The sequence below is a fragment of the Candidatus Poriferisodalis sp. genome, from assembly GCF_965262965.1.
Taxonomy (GTDB): domain Bacteria; phylum Actinomycetota; class Acidimicrobiia; order Acidimicrobiales; family Poriferisodalaceae; genus Poriferisodalis.
On record NZ_OZ253573.1, the window covers coordinates 2460045 to 2474679 of the forward strand.

27 protein-coding genes and 1 pseudogene are annotated in these 14635 nt (G+C 66.5%); all 28 read right to left on the minus strand.

All coding sequences use genetic code 11. The annotated features are described in order from the left end of the window. Positions 1-9 precede the first annotated feature (9 nt). On the minus strand, positions 10-702 hold the full coding sequence (locus ACQY5K_RS11715; RefSeq protein ID WP_428115404.1) for an RraA family protein: 693 nt from the start codon (positions 700-702) through the stop codon (positions 10-12). Positions 703-740: 38 nt separating this feature from the next. Further along, positions 741-1091, minus strand: a pseudogene (rplQ, locus tag ACQY5K_RS11720) (50S ribosomal protein L17); the annotation flags it as partial. Positions 1092-1093: 2 nt separating this feature from the next. Continuing rightward, a complete protein-coding gene (locus ACQY5K_RS11725; RefSeq protein ID WP_428115407.1) occupies positions 1094-2095 on the minus strand; it encodes a DNA-directed RNA polymerase subunit alpha in 1002 nt (333 codons plus the stop codon). A gap of 23 nt (positions 2096-2118) precedes the next feature. Next, positions 2119-2736, minus strand: a complete 618-nt coding sequence (rpsD, locus tag ACQY5K_RS11730; protein WP_428115409.1) for a 30S ribosomal protein S4 — start codon at positions 2734-2736, stop codon at positions 2119-2121. A 1-nt stretch (position 2737) separates the two neighbouring features. Further along, the gene (gene rpsK / locus ACQY5K_RS11735) at positions 2738-3127 is read right to left on the minus strand and encodes a 30S ribosomal protein S11 (protein WP_428115412.1); all 390 of its coding nucleotides are present in this window, start codon (positions 3125-3127) and stop codon (positions 2738-2740) included. Then, on the minus strand, positions 3124-3501 hold the full coding sequence (gene rpsM / locus ACQY5K_RS11740) for a 30S ribosomal protein S13 (protein WP_419921363.1): 378 nt from the start codon (positions 3499-3501) through the stop codon (positions 3124-3126). The genes rpsK and rpsM overlap by 4 nt, the downstream gene beginning before the upstream one ends. An 18-nt stretch (positions 3502-3519) precedes the next feature. After that, positions 3520-3633, minus strand: coding sequence for a 50S ribosomal protein L36 (gene rpmJ / locus ACQY5K_RS11745; protein WP_419837562.1), 114 nt, complete (start codon positions 3631-3633; stop codon positions 3520-3522). A gap of 82 nt (positions 3634-3715) precedes the next feature. Next, the gene (locus ACQY5K_RS11750; RefSeq protein ID WP_428115416.1) at positions 3716-4273 is read right to left on the minus strand and encodes an adenylate kinase; all 558 of its coding nucleotides are present in this window, start codon (positions 4271-4273) and stop codon (positions 3716-3718) included. Further along, a complete protein-coding gene (secY, locus tag ACQY5K_RS11755; protein ID WP_419921365.1) occupies positions 4273-5601 on the minus strand; it encodes a preprotein translocase subunit SecY in 1329 nt (442 codons plus the stop codon). Before secY ends, ACQY5K_RS11750 begins: the two co-directional genes overlap by 1 nt. A gap of 9 nt (positions 5602-5610) precedes the next feature. Further along, the gene (gene rplO, locus ACQY5K_RS11760) at positions 5611-6117 is read right to left on the minus strand and encodes a 50S ribosomal protein L15 (protein ID WP_428115419.1); all 507 of its coding nucleotides are present in this window, start codon (positions 6115-6117) and stop codon (positions 5611-5613) included. Continuing rightward, a complete protein-coding gene (rpmD, locus tag ACQY5K_RS11765) occupies positions 6101-6358 on the minus strand; it encodes a 50S ribosomal protein L30 (protein WP_419921367.1) in 258 nt (85 codons plus the stop codon). Before rpmD ends, rplO begins: the two co-directional genes overlap by 17 nt. Continuing rightward, positions 6355-7032: a 30S ribosomal protein S5 gene (gene rpsE / locus ACQY5K_RS11770; protein ID WP_428115422.1), complete on the minus strand. Its 678-nt coding sequence runs from the start codon at positions 7030-7032 to the stop codon at positions 6355-6357. The genes rpmD and rpsE overlap by 4 nt, the downstream gene beginning before the upstream one ends. 26 nt (positions 7033-7058) lie before the next feature. Beyond that, a complete protein-coding gene (rplR, locus tag ACQY5K_RS11775; protein WP_419921369.1) occupies positions 7059-7418 on the minus strand; it encodes a 50S ribosomal protein L18 in 360 nt (119 codons plus the stop codon). 22 nt (positions 7419-7440) lie between these two features. Next, positions 7441-8010 (minus strand): 50S ribosomal protein L6, encoded by a 570-nt coding sequence (gene rplF, locus ACQY5K_RS11780; RefSeq protein WP_428115426.1) that lies wholly within the window; start codon positions 8008-8010, stop codon positions 7441-7443. A gap of 9 nt (positions 8011-8019) precedes the next feature. After that, positions 8020-8424 carry a 30S ribosomal protein S8 gene (rpsH, locus tag ACQY5K_RS11785; RefSeq protein ID WP_428115428.1) on the minus strand — a complete coding sequence of 135 codons (405 nt, stop codon included), beginning with the start codon at positions 8422-8424 and terminating at the stop codon, positions 8020-8022. Between the two features lie 13 nt (positions 8425-8437). Next, the gene (locus ACQY5K_RS11790; RefSeq protein ID WP_419921372.1) at positions 8438-8623 is read right to left on the minus strand and encodes a type Z 30S ribosomal protein S14; all 186 of its coding nucleotides are present in this window, start codon (positions 8621-8623) and stop codon (positions 8438-8440) included. Beyond that, positions 8623-9210 (minus strand): 50S ribosomal protein L5, encoded by a 588-nt coding sequence (rplE, locus tag ACQY5K_RS11795; protein WP_428115431.1) that lies wholly within the window; start codon positions 9208-9210, stop codon positions 8623-8625. Before rplE ends, ACQY5K_RS11790 begins: the two co-directional genes overlap by 1 nt. Continuing rightward, positions 9207-9548, minus strand: coding sequence for a 50S ribosomal protein L24 (gene rplX / locus ACQY5K_RS11800; RefSeq protein ID WP_419921374.1), 342 nt, complete (start codon positions 9546-9548; stop codon positions 9207-9209). Before rplX ends, rplE begins: the two co-directional genes overlap by 4 nt. Before the next feature lie 10 nt (positions 9549-9558). Further along, positions 9559-9927, minus strand: a complete 369-nt coding sequence (gene rplN, locus ACQY5K_RS11805; RefSeq protein ID WP_419921375.1) for a 50S ribosomal protein L14 — start codon at positions 9925-9927, stop codon at positions 9559-9561. Continuing rightward, positions 9924-10226, minus strand: coding sequence for a 30S ribosomal protein S17 (gene rpsQ, locus ACQY5K_RS11810; RefSeq protein WP_428115435.1), 303 nt, complete (start codon positions 10224-10226; stop codon positions 9924-9926). Before rpsQ ends, rplN begins: the two co-directional genes overlap by 4 nt. Next, the gene (rpmC, locus tag ACQY5K_RS11815) at positions 10223-10588 is read right to left on the minus strand and encodes a 50S ribosomal protein L29 (RefSeq protein WP_428115438.1); all 366 of its coding nucleotides are present in this window, start codon (positions 10586-10588) and stop codon (positions 10223-10225) included. The genes rpsQ and rpmC overlap by 4 nt, the downstream gene beginning before the upstream one ends. Then, positions 10588-11004 (minus strand): 50S ribosomal protein L16, encoded by a 417-nt coding sequence (gene rplP, locus ACQY5K_RS11820; protein WP_419921378.1) that lies wholly within the window; start codon positions 11002-11004, stop codon positions 10588-10590. Before rplP ends, rpmC begins: the two co-directional genes overlap by 1 nt. Continuing rightward, complete coding sequence (gene rpsC, locus ACQY5K_RS11825; RefSeq protein ID WP_428115441.1) at positions 11004-11891, minus strand: 30S ribosomal protein S3; 888 nt, start codon at positions 11889-11891, stop codon at positions 11004-11006. The genes rplP and rpsC overlap by 1 nt, the downstream gene beginning before the upstream one ends. A 3-nt stretch (positions 11892-11894) precedes the next feature. After that, positions 11895-12554 carry a 50S ribosomal protein L22 gene (gene rplV / locus ACQY5K_RS11830; protein ID WP_428115444.1) on the minus strand — a complete coding sequence of 220 codons (660 nt, stop codon included), beginning with the start codon at positions 12552-12554 and terminating at the stop codon, positions 11895-11897. Further along, positions 12551-12832 carry a 30S ribosomal protein S19 gene (gene rpsS, locus ACQY5K_RS11835; RefSeq protein WP_419921381.1) on the minus strand — a complete coding sequence of 94 codons (282 nt, stop codon included), beginning with the start codon at positions 12830-12832 and terminating at the stop codon, positions 12551-12553. Before rpsS ends, rplV begins: the two co-directional genes overlap by 4 nt. A gap of 4 nt (positions 12833-12836) precedes the next feature. Continuing rightward, positions 12837-13673, minus strand: a complete 837-nt coding sequence (gene rplB / locus ACQY5K_RS11840) for a 50S ribosomal protein L2 (protein ID WP_428115448.1) — start codon at positions 13671-13673, stop codon at positions 12837-12839. 11 nt (positions 13674-13684) lie between these two features. Then, on the minus strand, positions 13685-13975 hold the full coding sequence (rplW, locus tag ACQY5K_RS11845) for a 50S ribosomal protein L23 (RefSeq protein WP_419921383.1): 291 nt from the start codon (positions 13973-13975) through the stop codon (positions 13685-13687). Next, entirely contained in the window at positions 13972-14631 is a 660-nt protein-coding gene (rplD, locus tag ACQY5K_RS11850) for a 50S ribosomal protein L4 (protein ID WP_428115451.1), read from the minus strand. Before rplD ends, rplW begins: the two co-directional genes overlap by 4 nt. Between the last annotated feature and the right edge of the window lie 4 nt (positions 14632-14635).

Here is a 14635-nt window from a genome sequence, read left to right on the forward strand (position 1 = left end):
GGCGCAGGGCTAGTGATCGCCCGTGGGGTCGAGCAGGCTCGTGAGCTGGTCGATGGTGAAACCGTCGCTGCGGGCGGCATCGATGAGGATTCGCTCGGCGGCGGCGATGCGGGCGGCGGCTTCAGGGACATCGGCTGCGGCCTCGGGAGGCACGACGACCGCGCCGTGGCGGTCGGCGTGGATGAGGTCGCCGGGACGGACTGACATGCCGTGCACGGTGACCGGAACGGCGTATTCGACGACGTGGATCCATGAATGCGACGGTCCGATGGACCCGGCGAGGGCGCCGAAGCCGGGAGCCCAGTCGGGCAGGTCGCGGATCGAGCCGTTCGTGATGACGCCGAGCGATCCCAAACCAGCGTGAATGCTGCTGTTTACTTCGCCCCACCAGGCGCCGTAGCCGGGCGCAGCGTCGATGTCGCAGATGACGGTGATGGTCGGCTGCGGGGCTTCGGCGATGTGACGGTAGTAGCCGACTCGCGCCGCGAGGTCGTCGTCGCCGGAGCGGCCCGAGGCAGCGGCGGCGCGAATCGTGGCGGTGCGGGCGTAGCCCACCATCGGCGGTGCGTCAGGGTGAGGGCACACCAACGGCGACGTCGTGAAGCCGTAGGCGCGTCGCTGTGGTGCGACGATCTCGAGCGCATTGCAGACCGTCGGGGTGTCGAGCTCCCGCAGAGCGTCGAGCACTGGGTCACTCAGCACTGGCTCACCTAGCACTGGGTTGACCCGTCAGACCGTTAGACCAGCTCGATGAGCGCCATCGGGGCGTTGTCGCCGCGGCGCGGACCGAGCTTGAGGATGCGGGTGTAGCCGCCGGGCCGGCCCTCGTAACGGGGGCCGATCTCGTCGATCAGCTTCTGTGCCATCTCCTGGTCGCCATTGAGGCTGGCGATGAGCTGTCGATGCCGCGCCAGACCGCCCTTGCGGGCCTTGGTGATGAGTTTTTCGGCATAGGGCCGCAGCGCCTTGGCCTTCGACTCAGTGGTCTCGATGGCTTCGGCAGCAAACAGCGACGCAGCCAGGTTCGCCAGCATCGCTCGCTGGTGGCTGGAGCTGCCGCCGAGGCGTCGACCCTTCGTGGGCGCGGGCATCGTCAGCTCACTCCGGACTCAGCGAGCTCTTCAGTCGGCGCTTCGTCGGATGTCGGGCTCATGCCGCGCAGCGCCAATCCGCGCTCGTCGAGCTTCTCAATGACCTCGTCCAGCGACTTCTGGCCAAAGTTCGGCACGGTCATGAGCTCGTCCACGGACTGGTCGAGCAGCTCGCCGATGGTATTGAACTGCGCGCGCTTGAGACAATTGCGGGCGCGTTCGGAAAGACCGAGGTCCTCGATGGGTTTCTCCAAGTCGCTGGCCCGGCCGTCGCTGACGGTGACGTCAGCGATGTCGAGGCCCAAAGGCTCGTCGGAAAGCTCGGCGATCATCAGCATCAGGCGGCACATCGTGTCGCCGGCCGACGCCAGCGCCTCGCGCGGCGTCATGGCTCCGTCGGTCTCGATGTCGAGCACCAAGCGGTCGAAATCGGTCGACTGCTCGACGCGCACCGGCTCGACCTCGACGGCAACCCGCCGGACGGGGCTGAAGAGGGCGTCCATGAGAATCACGCCGATGGTGCCGCCGGCACGGTCAGCGTCAGGCGCCGAGTAACCCCAGCCGCGCTCCACCGTCAGATCCATGGCCAAACGGGCGCCGCCGCCGAGCGTGGCGATGTGCAAATCCGGAGTCAGACACTCGACGTCGATGCCCCAGTCGACATGACCGGCGAGCACGGGGCCCGTGCCGCGCTCGTCAAGGCGCACCGCGACGGGCTCGGGGCTGTGGCATCGCAGCACGATGTCCTTGAGGTTCAGGATGATGTCGGTGACGTCCTCGACGACACCGTCGATTGTGGTGAATTCGTGGAGCGCATCGTCAAAGCGAGCTTGGGTGATAGCCGCGCCGGGGATCGATGACAGCAACGTGCGCCGCAGCGAATTGCCCAGCGTGTGGCCGAAGCCCGGCTCCAGCGGGCCGATGGCGAAACGCTGGCGGTTGCCCTCGGGCGGTGCCGGGTCGATCGTCGGTCGGTGCATGACCAAGGTGTCGGACATGGACATCTTGACCCCTTCGTTGGTGGTGGTTACTTGCTGTACAGCTCGACGATGAGCTGTTCGCGCACCGGGATCTCGATCTGGGATCGCAGCGGCAGCTCGCGCACGGTGACGCTCTGGCCGCCGTCGCTCGGGTCGAGCCACGCAGGCGCAGCACGGTCGAGAACATCGAGATTCCAGCGGACGGTCACGATCTCACAGGCCTTCGGACGCAACTCGATCACGTCGTCGGCGCGGGCTCGGAAGCTCGGGATATTCACCCGGCGTCCGTTGACGTTGATATGGCCGTGGCTCACGAACTGGCGAGCCTGCGGACGGGTCGCAGCCCAGCCTGCCCGGTAAACGATGTTGTCGAGACGCAGCTCGAGCAGGCGCAGCAGGTTCTCGCCGGTGACTCCCCGCTGGCGGGCAGCCTCGTGGTACGCATTGCGGAACTGCCGCTCGGTCATCCCGTAGGTGAACCGGCACTTCTGCTTTTCCTGCATCTGCATCAAGAACTCGGAGTTCTGGCTGCGGCGGCGACCCCGGCCGTGCTCGCCGGGCGGGTAGGGACGGCGATCAAGCGCCTTCGTCTCGCCCTCGGTCCCCCAGATATTCGTGTTGAGACGCCGCGAGACGCGCGCCTTCGGTCCGGTGTAACGAGACATCTCAGACCCTCCGTCGCTTCGGAGGGCGGCAGCCGTTGTGCGGCACTGGCGTCATGTCGCGGATGCCCTTGATTTCGATGCCGGAATTCTGAATGGAGCGAATCGCGGTCTCGCGGCCCGAGCCCGGACCCTTCACGTGCACATGCACACGCCGAACACCGTGCTCCATTGCCCGCTCGGAGGCCTGCTCGGCCGCCTGCTGCGCAGCGAACGGTGTTGACTTGCGGGAGCCCTTGAACCCGGCATTGCCAGCCGAGGCCCATGACACCACGTTGCCCTGCAGGTCAGTGAACGTGACGATCGTGTTGTTGAACGAACTCTTGATGTGCGCCACGCCGTCGCCGACGTTCTTGCGTTCCTTGCGGCGCCCGCGACGGGCCGGCTGATTCACTTGCGCACCTTCTTCTTGCCCGCCACGGTCTTGCGCGGACCCTTGCGGGTGCGTGCGTTGGTGTGCGTCCGTTGGCCGCGCACGGGCAGCCCACGGCGGTGCCGGACACCCTGGTAGCAGCCGATCTCGATCTTGCGCTTCACGTCCTGTGCCACGTCGCGGCGCAGGTCGCCCTCGACCGTGAGGTGGGCGTCGATATGGTTGCGGATGCGAGCCACCTCAGCGTCGGTTAGGTCGCGTACGCGGGTGCGCTCAGCGATGTTGAGGTCTTCGCAGACCTTCTGGCTGGCTGAGCGGCCGATGCCGTAGATGTATGTCAGCGCGATCTCGACGCGCTTCTCACGAGGTATGTCGACGCCGGCAATTCGAGCCATCGATACGGGACTCCTGTCTCAGCCTTGCCGCTGCTTGTGCCGCGGGTTCGGGCAAATGACGCGAATCCGTCCATGACGGCGGATGACGCGGCACTTGTCGCAGATTTTCTTTACGCTCGGACGTACTTTCATGGCTGGAAATTCTCCGGGCGTGACGCTGAAGGCGAAGGGGCAAGGATACGGCCCGCGGTGCTGAGGACCAACGCTGTGATGCTCACGGTGCCGCCTCAACGGCAGCCACGATGCGCCCATGAACGTCGGCGGGGGTGCCGAGGCCGTCGACGGTCACCAGAACGCCGCGATCGGCGAACAGCTTGCGCAACGGCGCCGTCTCCGCCTCATACAGCTCAAGCCGCCGGGCAATGGCCTCAGGAGTGTCGTCGGCACGCCCGCGTTCGAGCATCCGCTGTGTCACAACCTCGTCCGGCACGTCGAGATCGATCGCACGATCGACGGTCTCGGGGGCCAGCAGTGCGAACAGCCCGTTTGCCTGCGCCTCGGTGCGCGGAAAACCATCGAGCAGGACCCCGGCGCGGGCGTCCGGCTCTTCGAGGCGGTCGGCCACGATGCCCAGGATCAGCTCGTCGCCGACCAGCTCGCCGGCGTCCATGAGTTTCTCCGCAGCGCGGCCGAGCTCTGTGCCCGCAGCGACAGCGGCGCGCAGCATGTCGCCTGTCGAGATGTGGGCCACGCCGTAACGCTCGGTGAGCAGCTCGCACTGAGTGCCCTTGCCGGCGCCCTGCTTGCCCAAGATCACAAGCCGTCGGGTCATCAGGCGAGGAACCCTTCGTAGTTGCGCATGAGCAGCTGGCTGTCGACCTGCTTCATGGTCTCGAGCGCGACGCCGGACGCGATCAGGATCGAAACGCCCCCGAAGCCGATCGCCGCTCCGGCGCCACCGGAGCCCAGCGCATCGAGGTCGCTCGTGAGCGACAGCAGCACGCTCGGCAGCAGTGCGACCAAGGCGATGAACAGCGCGCCCGGCAGCGTGATGCGATTCAGCACCTTGGTGAGATAGCGCTCGGTCTGCGGACCGGGCCGGATGCCGGGAATGAAGCCGCCCTGCTTGCGGATGTTGTCGGCCTGGCGAACCGGATCGAACGAGATAGCGGTGTAGAAGTAGGCGAACCCGACGATCAGACTGCCGAAGAACAAGATGTAGGCGATATTGTCGGGCTGGGTCAGGTAGTCGTCCACCGCAGTCTGCAACCATCCCCAGTTCGCCACGTTCGACAGCAGCACCGGCAGGAACAGGATCGAGCTGGCGAAGATGACCGGGATCACACCCGACTGGTTGACCTTCAGCGGGATGTAGGTGTTCTGCCCGCCATAGAGCCGGCGACCGACCTGGCGGCGAGAGAACTGCACCGGGATCCGGCGCTGGCCCTGTTCGATGAAGATGATCGCCACCATCATCCCCGTGGCGACGATGACCGCCGCGGCGAGATACACCGTGCCCTGCACCGCGAGCAGCCGGGCCCCGTCGAAGGGGATCGTCGAGACGACCGAGGCGAAGATCAGAAGCGACATGCCGTTGCCGACGCCGCGCTGGCTGATCAGCTCACCCATCCACATGAGCAGCGCGGTACCCGCCGTCAGCGACAGGATCACCAGCGCCACCCGGTTGAACGTGAAGTCGGGAATGACGATCACGCCGGCGGTGTTGCCCAGCGCGGTGCCCTGGCCCCGCCCGAAGATGAAGGTGATGCCCGTGGCCTGCACGAACGAAATGCCGAGTGTCAGGTAGCGGGTGTACTGGGTCAGCTTGCGCTGGCCGACTGCACCCTGCTGCTGCAGCTGCTCGAATCGCGGGATAGCCACGGTGAGGATCTGAACGATGATCGACGCCGTGATGTACGGCATGATCCCGAGGGCGAAGATGGCGAAGTTGGTGAGCGCCCCGCCCGAGAACAGATTCAGCAGCGCCAGCACACCGCCCGTGGAGGAGGCCTGCTCGCGCAGCGAGACGATGGCATCGAAGTCGATGCCCGGCACCGGCACCTGTGAGCCCAGCCGGTACGCCGCAAGGATGAACAGCGTGAACATGATCTTCCGGCGAAGATCCTGAATCCGGAAGATATTGCGCATGTGGCCGAGCACGATGAGCCCCTAGCGATTGGTGTGCTGATTGCCCCGCGCCGGCGGTCGCGGACCGCCGAATGCGGGAGGCAGCATTTCGATGCTGCCCCCGGCCGCTTCGATGGCCTCACGAGCGGAAGTGGACACCGCGTGGGCCTTCAACGAGATCGCCCGGGTGATCTGCCCTCGGCCCAGCACCTTGACCATCGCGGGTCGAGAAGCCGAGCCCCGTGAGATGAGACCCTGAGCCTGCAGCGTTTCGGGCGTGACCTCGTCCAGACCTGACTCTTCGAGCGTGTCGAGATTCACCGGCTGGTATTCGACGCGAAACGGGTTCGTGAAGCCCTTGCTCTTGGGAACGCGGACCTGCAGCGGCAACTGACCGCCCTCGTACCAAACCGGCACGGTGCCACGGGCGCGCGAGCCTTTCGTGCCTCGGCCTGCGGTCTTTCCGCCTTTGCCGCCGACGCCGCGCGCGACGCGCTTGCGCTTACGGCGCGCGCCGGCTGGCGGAACCAGGTCATGCAGTCTCAGCATCAGCGCTCCCCTGTTCGTCCGGAATTGGGTCAGACACGTGCTCAATAGTGATCGGCTCGACGGTGATCAGATGGTCGACCTTGCGGAGCATGCCTCGGATCTCGGGCCGATCCGCAAGGGTATGGCTGCGGCCGATGCGACCGAGGCCGAGTGCCCGCAGCGCACCGCGCGCCTTCGGCTTGGCACCGATCGCCGACCGCACCTGGGTCACGACGATATGGCTCGTACGGTCCTCGCTCATGACGAGGCTCCAGCAGGCGCCTCGCTCAGCTTGCGAATGCGCTCGGATTCGTTGTAGGCGGCCAGCAGGCCAGCGGGGATGCACTCCTGTGCGGACAGCCCGCGCAGCTTCGCAACCTCGTCGGGCCGCTTCAGCGCGGCGAGGCCGGCGATGGTGGCCCGTGCCACATTGATGTGGTTGGACGATCCGAGCGACTTGGCCAGCACGTCGCTGATACCAGCCTCTTCGAGGATGGCCCGCGCTGCGCCGCCGGCGATGACACCGGTGCCCGGCGCCGCGGGCTTCAGCAGCACCTTGCCCGCACCCATGACGCCGAGGACGGGATGAATGATGGTCGACCCCGCGAGCGGCACGTTGAAGAGGCTCTTGCGGGCCTCTTCGGTGCCCTTCTGGATGGCGAGCGGGACTTCTTTGGCCTTGCCGTAGCCGAGACCCACCCGGCCGGCGCCGTCGCCGATGACCACGAGTGCCGAGAACGAGAACCGTCGGCCGCCTTTGACGACCTTGGCGACCCGGTTGATGTCGATGACCCGAGATTCCCGCAGCCCGTCATCGCCGCTGTTACGCGGGTTTTCGAACTGCCGGTCGCGGCCGCGGCGCGGGCCGCCGCGGGCGCCGCGTTCGCCGCGCTCTCGTTCGCCGCGAGGCGCCGCTGAGGTCTGTTCTTCTGCCACTCGTGCTCCTACTGACCCGCTCGGGATCAGAACTTCAAGCCGCCCTCCCGGGCGGCATCTGCGAGGGCCGCGACGCGGCCGTGATACCGGTTGCCGCCACGGTCGAAGACCACGGCGGTGACGCCTGCTTGGTGTGCCCGCTCAGCAATGAGCCGGCCGATCTCAGCCGCAGCGGTGATATTTCCGCCACCGTCAGCTGCGACGCCGGCTTCGCCCGTCGAGGCGGAGGCCAGCGTGTGGCCGGCGGTGTCGTCGATCACCTGCACGCTCATGTGGCGATTCGAGCGGAACACGCTCAAACGCGGGCGCTCTGCGGTGCCTGACACCTTCTTGCGCACGCGAATGCGTCGTCGATCGCGCCCCGCAGTCCTGCTCGCGGTGCTCACGTTGCTGCCTTTGCGTCCGGGTTCACTTTGCGGCCTTTCCGGCCTTGCGCAGCACGCGCTCGCCGATGTAGCGGATGCCCTTGCCCTTGTACGGCTCGGGCTTGCGCAACGCCCGGATGTTGGCCGCAACCTGGCCGACGAGCTGCTTGTCGATGCCCTTGACGATGATCGAGGTCTGGTTCGGCACCTCGAAGCTGATGCCCTCCGGAGCGCTCACTGGCACCGTGTGACTGAATCCCAGCGACAGTTCGAGCGCCGAGGGACCCTGAGCTGCGGCGCGATAGCCGACGCCGACGATCTGCAGCTCCTTGCTGTATCCCTGCGACACCCCTTGGACCATGTTGGCGACGAGGGCGCGGCTGAGCCCGTGCAGCGAACGCTGGCTGCGACTGTCGTCCGTGCGCTCGACGGTGGCCGCGCCATCGTCGACGCGCACCGTGATGCCTGCCGCAAGCTCGCGTCGCAGCTCGCCCCCCGGTCCGGTAACGGTCACACCCTGACCGGACGCCGGCCCAATGTCGGACGCGAACGGCGCCGCGGTAACCGTGACACCTTCGGGAATCGTGATGGGCGTCATGCCGACGCGTGACATCGTCGCCTCCTACCAGACGTAACAGAGGACCTCGCCGCCAACGCGATTGCGGCGAGCCTCACGGTCAGTCATCAGGCCCCGGCTCGTGGACAGCACGGCAATGCCGAGACCGCCGAGAACTCGAGGCACCATGTCGGATTTGGTGTACACCCGCAGGCCGGGCTTGGAGACTCGCTCGAGCCCGGAGATCGTTCGATCTCGATCGGGGGTGTACTTCAGGCTGATGGTGAGCAGCGGAGCGGGACGCCCTTCCACGTCGTCCACCTTGAAGTCATGCACGTAGCCCTCGCGCTTGAGGATCGCCGCGAGGCGCTCCTTCTGCCGCGAGGACGGCATGGCAACCTCGTCCTTGAACACCATGTTCGCGTTGCGGATGCGGGTGAGCATGTCCGCAATGGGGTCGGTCATCGACATGTGCGCACCTCGATCACCAGCTGGCCTTCGTCACGCCGGGCACTTCGCCGGCATGGACCATCTGTCGCAAACACACCCGACACAGCCCGAACTTGCGGTACACCGACCGCGGTCGGCCGCAGACGCGGCACCGCGTGTAGGCGCGCACCTTGAACTTGGGGGTGCGCTGCTGTTTGTTGACGAGTGCTTTTTTGGCCATCAGTTCTGCCCCTGTCGGAATGGGAATCCAAGTGCGGTGAGCAAGGCACGCCCACCCTCGTCGTCGGTAGCCGACGTCACGAGGGTGATGTCCATGCCTCGGATCTGGTTGACGCTGTCATAGTCGATCTCCGGGAAAACCAGCTGTTCGGTGATCCCGAACGTGTAGTTGCCGTGCCCGTCGAAGCTGCGCGGCCCGAGCCCACGGAAGTCCCGGATGCGCGGGATCGCCAGCGTCACGAGACGGTCGTAGAACTCCCACATGCGGTCCTGGCGCAGCGTGACGCGGGCGCCAATGGCATTGCCTTCGCGCAGCTTGAAGCCTGCGATGGAGCGCTTGGCGCGGGTGATCGCGGGACGCTGGCCGCAGATGCGGCTCAGGTCCTCGACCGCGCCCTCGAGCATTGCCCGATTGGTCAGCGCTGCGCCCACGCCCACGTTCACGCTGATCTTGGTGAGCTTGGGCACCTGCATGATGTTGGGGAGGCCCAGTTGCGTCTGCAGCTGCGCGCGCAGCGTGTCGCGGTACAGAGCCTTCATTCGTGGCTCGACGTGTGAATCAACGTCTGGCGCATCGGTGACGCTCATGGCAGCTCCTCCCCCGACACTCGGTGGTAACGCACCTTGCGGTCGCCCTCGAAACGAAAGCCGACACGGCCGGGCTGTCCCGTCCGGGGGCACACGACCGCGACATTTGAGACGTCGACCGGCAGGAGGTAGTCGATGATCTGCCCATCTTGGTTCTGTTGCGTGGGCCGCTGGTGCTTGTGACCCACGTTCACACCTTCGACGGTGAGGCGGCGTCGCTGGGGGTCCACCGACACCACTTCGCCCTCCTTGCCCTTGTCGGGCCCGGAGTTCACGCGGACGGTGTCGCCCTTGCGAACCTTGAGTCGCGGAAGCTGATGACGCTGACGTCGGCTCACAGCACACCAATCACAGAACTTCAGGAGCCAGCGACACGATGCGCATGAAGCGCTTGTCGCGCAGCTCGCGTCCCACAGGACCGAAGATGCGCGTGCCGCGCGGCTGGCGGTTGTTGTCAACGAGCACTGCTGCGTTCTCGTCGAAACGGATGTAGCTGCCGTCGGGCCGGCGGCGCTCCTTGCGCGTGCGGACCACGACGCAGCGGACCACTTCGCCCTTGCGCACGGCGGCACCGGGGATGGCGTCCTTCACGGTCGCGATGAAGACGTCGCCGATCGACGCGTAGCGCCGGCCCGTGCCCCCCAGCACCCGAATGCACAGCACCTCTCGCGCGCCGGAGTTGTCGGCGATCTTGAGCCTGCTCTCTTGCTGGATCATCGGGCCCTCTCGACAATCTCGATCAGGCGCCAACGCTTGGTCTTCGAAATCGGCCGGGTCTCCATGACACGCACCCGGTCGCCGGGCCGGGCATCGGAAGCCGCGTCGTGGGCGTAGAGCTTCTTGGTGCGCTGCACCGTCTTGAAGTAGCGGGGATGCCGCACACGTTCGGTCACCGAAACCACGGCGGTCTTGTCCATCGCGACCGAGGTCACGATGCCCTCGCGCACCTTGCGCCGGTTGCGCTGCGCTGCACCTGATTCGTTCGACTCGTCGGTGTTGGCGGTCTCGGTGCTCATGATGCGACTCCTGTGTCGGCCAACCCAGCGGCTGAGCCCTGCGAAGCGCCAGCCAGCCCAGCGGCTGAGCCCTGCGAAGCGCCAGCCAGCCCAGCGGCTGAGCCCTGCGAAGCGCCAGCCAACATCTCTGCGGCCGCGCCCTGCGAAGCGCCAGCCAACATCTCTGCGGCCGCGATCTCGCGCTCGCGAAGCACCGTGAGGATCCGGGCGACATCGCGCTTGGTGGCTGTCATCTGTGCCGAGCTGTCGAGCTCGCCGGTGGCGAACGAAAAGCGGAGGTTGAACATCTCTCGCTTGGCGCTGGCCAGCTCGTCGAGCAGCTGGTCGTCAGACAGCCCGCGCAGAGTTGCGGCTGTGGCCATCAGATGGCCTCCTCACGTGAGATCACCCGCGCACGAATGGGCAGCTTCTGGATGGCGCGGGACATGGCAGCTCGAGCCAGTTCGTTGCTGACGCCGCCCAGCTCGAACATGACTCGGCCTGGCTTCACCACGGCGACCCACTTCTCGGGGTTGCCCTTGCCTGAGCCCATGCGAGTCTCCGCGGGCTTCGCGGTGACCGGCTTGTCCGGGAAGATGTTGATCCACACCTTGCCGCCACGCTTGACGTGGCGGGTCATCGCAATTCGTGCGGCTTCGATCTGGCGGGCGGTGATCCAGCCAGGCTCGAGCGCCTGGATTCCGAAATCGCCGAAGTTCACCGACGTGCCGCCCTTGGTGCGACCCTTTGTGCGGCCGCGGTGCTGCTTGCGGTGCTTCACCTTGCGGGGCATCAGCATCAGTCGTCTCCCGGCCGGAAGTTGGGCGTCTGCGACTGGTCACGCGTGGCGCGCTCGATCTGCTCTTCCTCTTCGAGCAGCCGCTCGAATTCGGGATCGGCCTCACGCAGCAACGGCACGGGCTCGTCGGGCACTTCGTCCGTCTCGGTCCGTTTGGCACCCGCCGACACGACCGACGCCGGCGGGGCGCCGTCACCGGACGTCAGGCCAGTGGCCATCGCTGCCTCGCGGTGAATGCGATCGTCGGCGGAGACCTTGTACGGCAGGATGTCGCCCTTGTAAAGCCAGACCTTGACGCCGATGCGGCCCGCGGTGGTGCGAGCCTCGCGGAAGCCGTAGTCGATGTCGGCACGCAAGGTGTGCAACGGCACGCGGCCCTCGCGGTACCACTCGGTGCGGGCCATTTCGGATCCGCCCAAGCGGCCCGAGCACTGCACGCGGATTCCCAGTGCGCCAGCCTTCTGTGCATTCTGGACGGCACGCTTCATCGCACGCCGGAAGGCCACACGGCCGGCGAGCTGATCGGCAATACCCTGAGCGATCAGCGCCGCTTCAAGCTCGGGCTGCTTGATCTCCTGGATATTGAGCTGGACCTTCGGATTGCCCGAAATCTTGCCGAGGCTGGTGCGCAGGCGGTCGGCCTCGCTGCCGCGGCGACCGATGACGATGCCGGGCCGGGCGGTGTGCACGTCGACCCGCAGACGATCGCGGGTGCGCTCGACCTCGATGCGGCTGATCGCTGCATGCGGCAGCTCGGTCCGCAAGAAATCGCGGATCTTCCAGTCCTCGATGAGATAGTCCTGATACTCCTTGTCGGCGTACCAGCGTGACTTCCAGTCCGTGGTGATTCCAAGGCGGAAGCCGTAGGGATTGACCTTCTGACCCATGGCTCAGATTTCTTTCTCGGGGTCGACAGCGTCGGAGCCGGCGGCATCGGCCTCGCTTGAATCGCTGTCTTGGGCGCCCTCGGCAACCGCCTCGGCGTCGGTATCGGCGCCAGCTTCGATTTCTGTCTCGTCGACAGAGTCGTCGATCTCTGCTGTGTCGATCTCTGCTGTGTCGTCGGGCTCGTCGGCCTCTGCGGGTGCCTCGCCGCGGCTGGCGGCGACGCGAGCGGCACGGCTGACCGCACCGGTCGTTGCGCCGGACGCCGCGAGCCGGGCGTCGCGCATGGCGAGTTCGTCGGTGCTGAGCTGCGCCACCACGACAGTGATGTGGCAGGTCTGCTTGAGAATTCGGGTGGCTCGGCCACGTGCCCGGGGGCGCCAGCGCTTCAGCACGGGACCTTCGTCCGCCCAGCATTCGGCCACGTAGAGCTCGTCGGGATCAAGCTGCTCGTTGTTGGAAGCGTTGGCGACAGCGCTCTCGAGCACCTTGGCCACCACTTCGGCTGCGCCGCGCTCACAGAATCGCAAGCGGTCGCGAGCCAGGCCCAAGTCCTCGTCGCGAATCAGGTTGAGCACCACGCGGGCCTTGGACGCCGAGAGCCGAGCGAACCGGTGGGTCGCCTTCGCTCCGGCGATGACGTCGAGGTCGATCAGGCCACTCATCGCCGACGCCCGCCCCGCTCCTGGCCTGCATGAAACTTGAAGGTCCGGGTCGGCGCGAATTCGCCGAGCTTGTGGCCCACCATCGACTCGGTGACATAGACCGGCAGGTGCTTGCGGCCGTCATGGACCGCAATCGTGTGCCCGATCATCTCGGGGATGATCGTGGAGCGACGGCTCCACGTCTTGACGACCTTCTTCTCGCCGCTCTCGTTCAACGCATCCACCTTTGAGAGCAGGTGGTCGTCAACGAAGGCGCCCTTCTTGAGACTGCGCGGCATCGCTTTACCTCCGCGACCCGCGCGTGCGGCGACGGCGGAGAATGAGATCGTTGGACTTGCGGTTCTTGGAACGGGTGCGGCCCTCGGGCTTGCCCCACGGCGACACGGGGTGACGGCCACCGGACGACTTGCCCTCGCCGCCACCAAGGGGGTGGTCGACGGGGTTCATCGCTACGCCGCGGGTCTGCGGGCGCACGCCCTTGTGACGGTTGCGCCCCGCCTTGCCGATCTTGACCAAGTCGGCCTCGGCATTGCCGACCGAGCCGACCGTTCCCCGGCAGTCGATGGGCACCCGGCGCATCTCGGTGGAAGGCAGCCGCAGCGTCGCGTACGCACCCTCTTTGGCGACCAGTTGCACGCTGGAGCCCGCGGCGCGAGCCATGCGCCCGCCGCCGCCGGGCTTCATCTCGACGTTGTGCACGGTGGTGCCGACGGGCACGTAGCGCAGCGGCAAGGCGTTGCCGACGCGTATCTCGGCGTTGGGGCCGTTCGACAGCTTGTCGCCGACCTCGATGCCCGCGGGAGCGAGGATGTAGCGCTTCTCGCCGTCGTGGTAGTGCAGCAGCGCGATGCGAGCGTTGCGGTTGGGGTCGTATTCGATGCTCGCGACCGTGGCGGGTACGCCGTCCTTGTTGCGACGGAAGTCGATCACCCGGTACCGCTGCTTGTGGCCGCCGCCACGGTGACGAGCTGTCTTGCGGCCGTCATTGTTGCGACCGCCGGTGGAGTGCTGCTTGGCGATGAGCGAGCGCTCCGGCTTGGTCGCAGTGATGTCCGCGAAGTCCGAGACCGTCTGGAAACGGCGACCGGGACTGGTCGGCTTGCGTGTACGAATACCCATGACGCCGTGCCTTAGGAATTGAAGATCTGGATCGAGTCGCCCTCGACGAGGGTGACGATGGCCCGCTTGGTATCCGGCCGTTTGCCGATGGTGTTGTTGCGCCGGTTGCGGCGGGCCTTGCCCTTGCGGTTCAGTGTGTTGACGTTGGCCACCTTCACATCGAAGATCGCCTCGACGGCCTGGCGGATCTCGGGCTTGCTGGCCGAGGGATGCACGCGGAACACGTACACGCCGTCCTCGAGGAAGTCGTAGGACTTCTCCGAGATCACCGGAGCGATCAGCACGTCGCGCGGATCCTTCATTGGCTCGCTGTCCCTGTCGTCGGTTCGCTGGTTGCAGGCTCGCTGGTGGGCAGCGTGCCACGGGTGAAGACCAGCCAATCCGAGCGGAGGATGTCGTAGGCGTTCAGCTCCGACGGCTTCATCGAGCGCACGGACCGCAGATTCCGGAAGCTGCGGTCGGCGCTCTGGTCGGCGGTTCCGCCGTCCAGAACAAGCAAGACCTGCCCCTCGAGGGACAGGTTCTCCATTGCTGCGACGGCGTCCTTAGTGCGGGGCTGGCCAAAGCGCCACTCGTCGACGACCATGATGCGTTCGCTGCGCGCCCGGTCGCTCAATGCGGAATGCAGGGCGAGACGCACGGTCTTGCGGTTCACCTTCTGGCGGTAGCTGCGCGGCTTCGGGCCGTGTGCCACGCCGCCGCCGGTGAACTGGGGTGCGCGGATCGAGCCCGCTCGGGCCCGACCGGTGCCTTTCTGTCGCCAGGGCTTGGCGCCGCCACCACGCACTTCAGCGCGAGTGAGAGTGCTGTGGCTGCCGCTGCGGCGTGCGGCGAGCTGGGCCGTGACGGCTTGATGCAAGGCAGCCATATTCGGCTCGATGCCGAAGATTGCCTCGTCGAGCTCGACCGTGCCTGCGGTGCCGCCGTCGGGGGTTCGAACATCGAGTGTGAGCGCCATCACG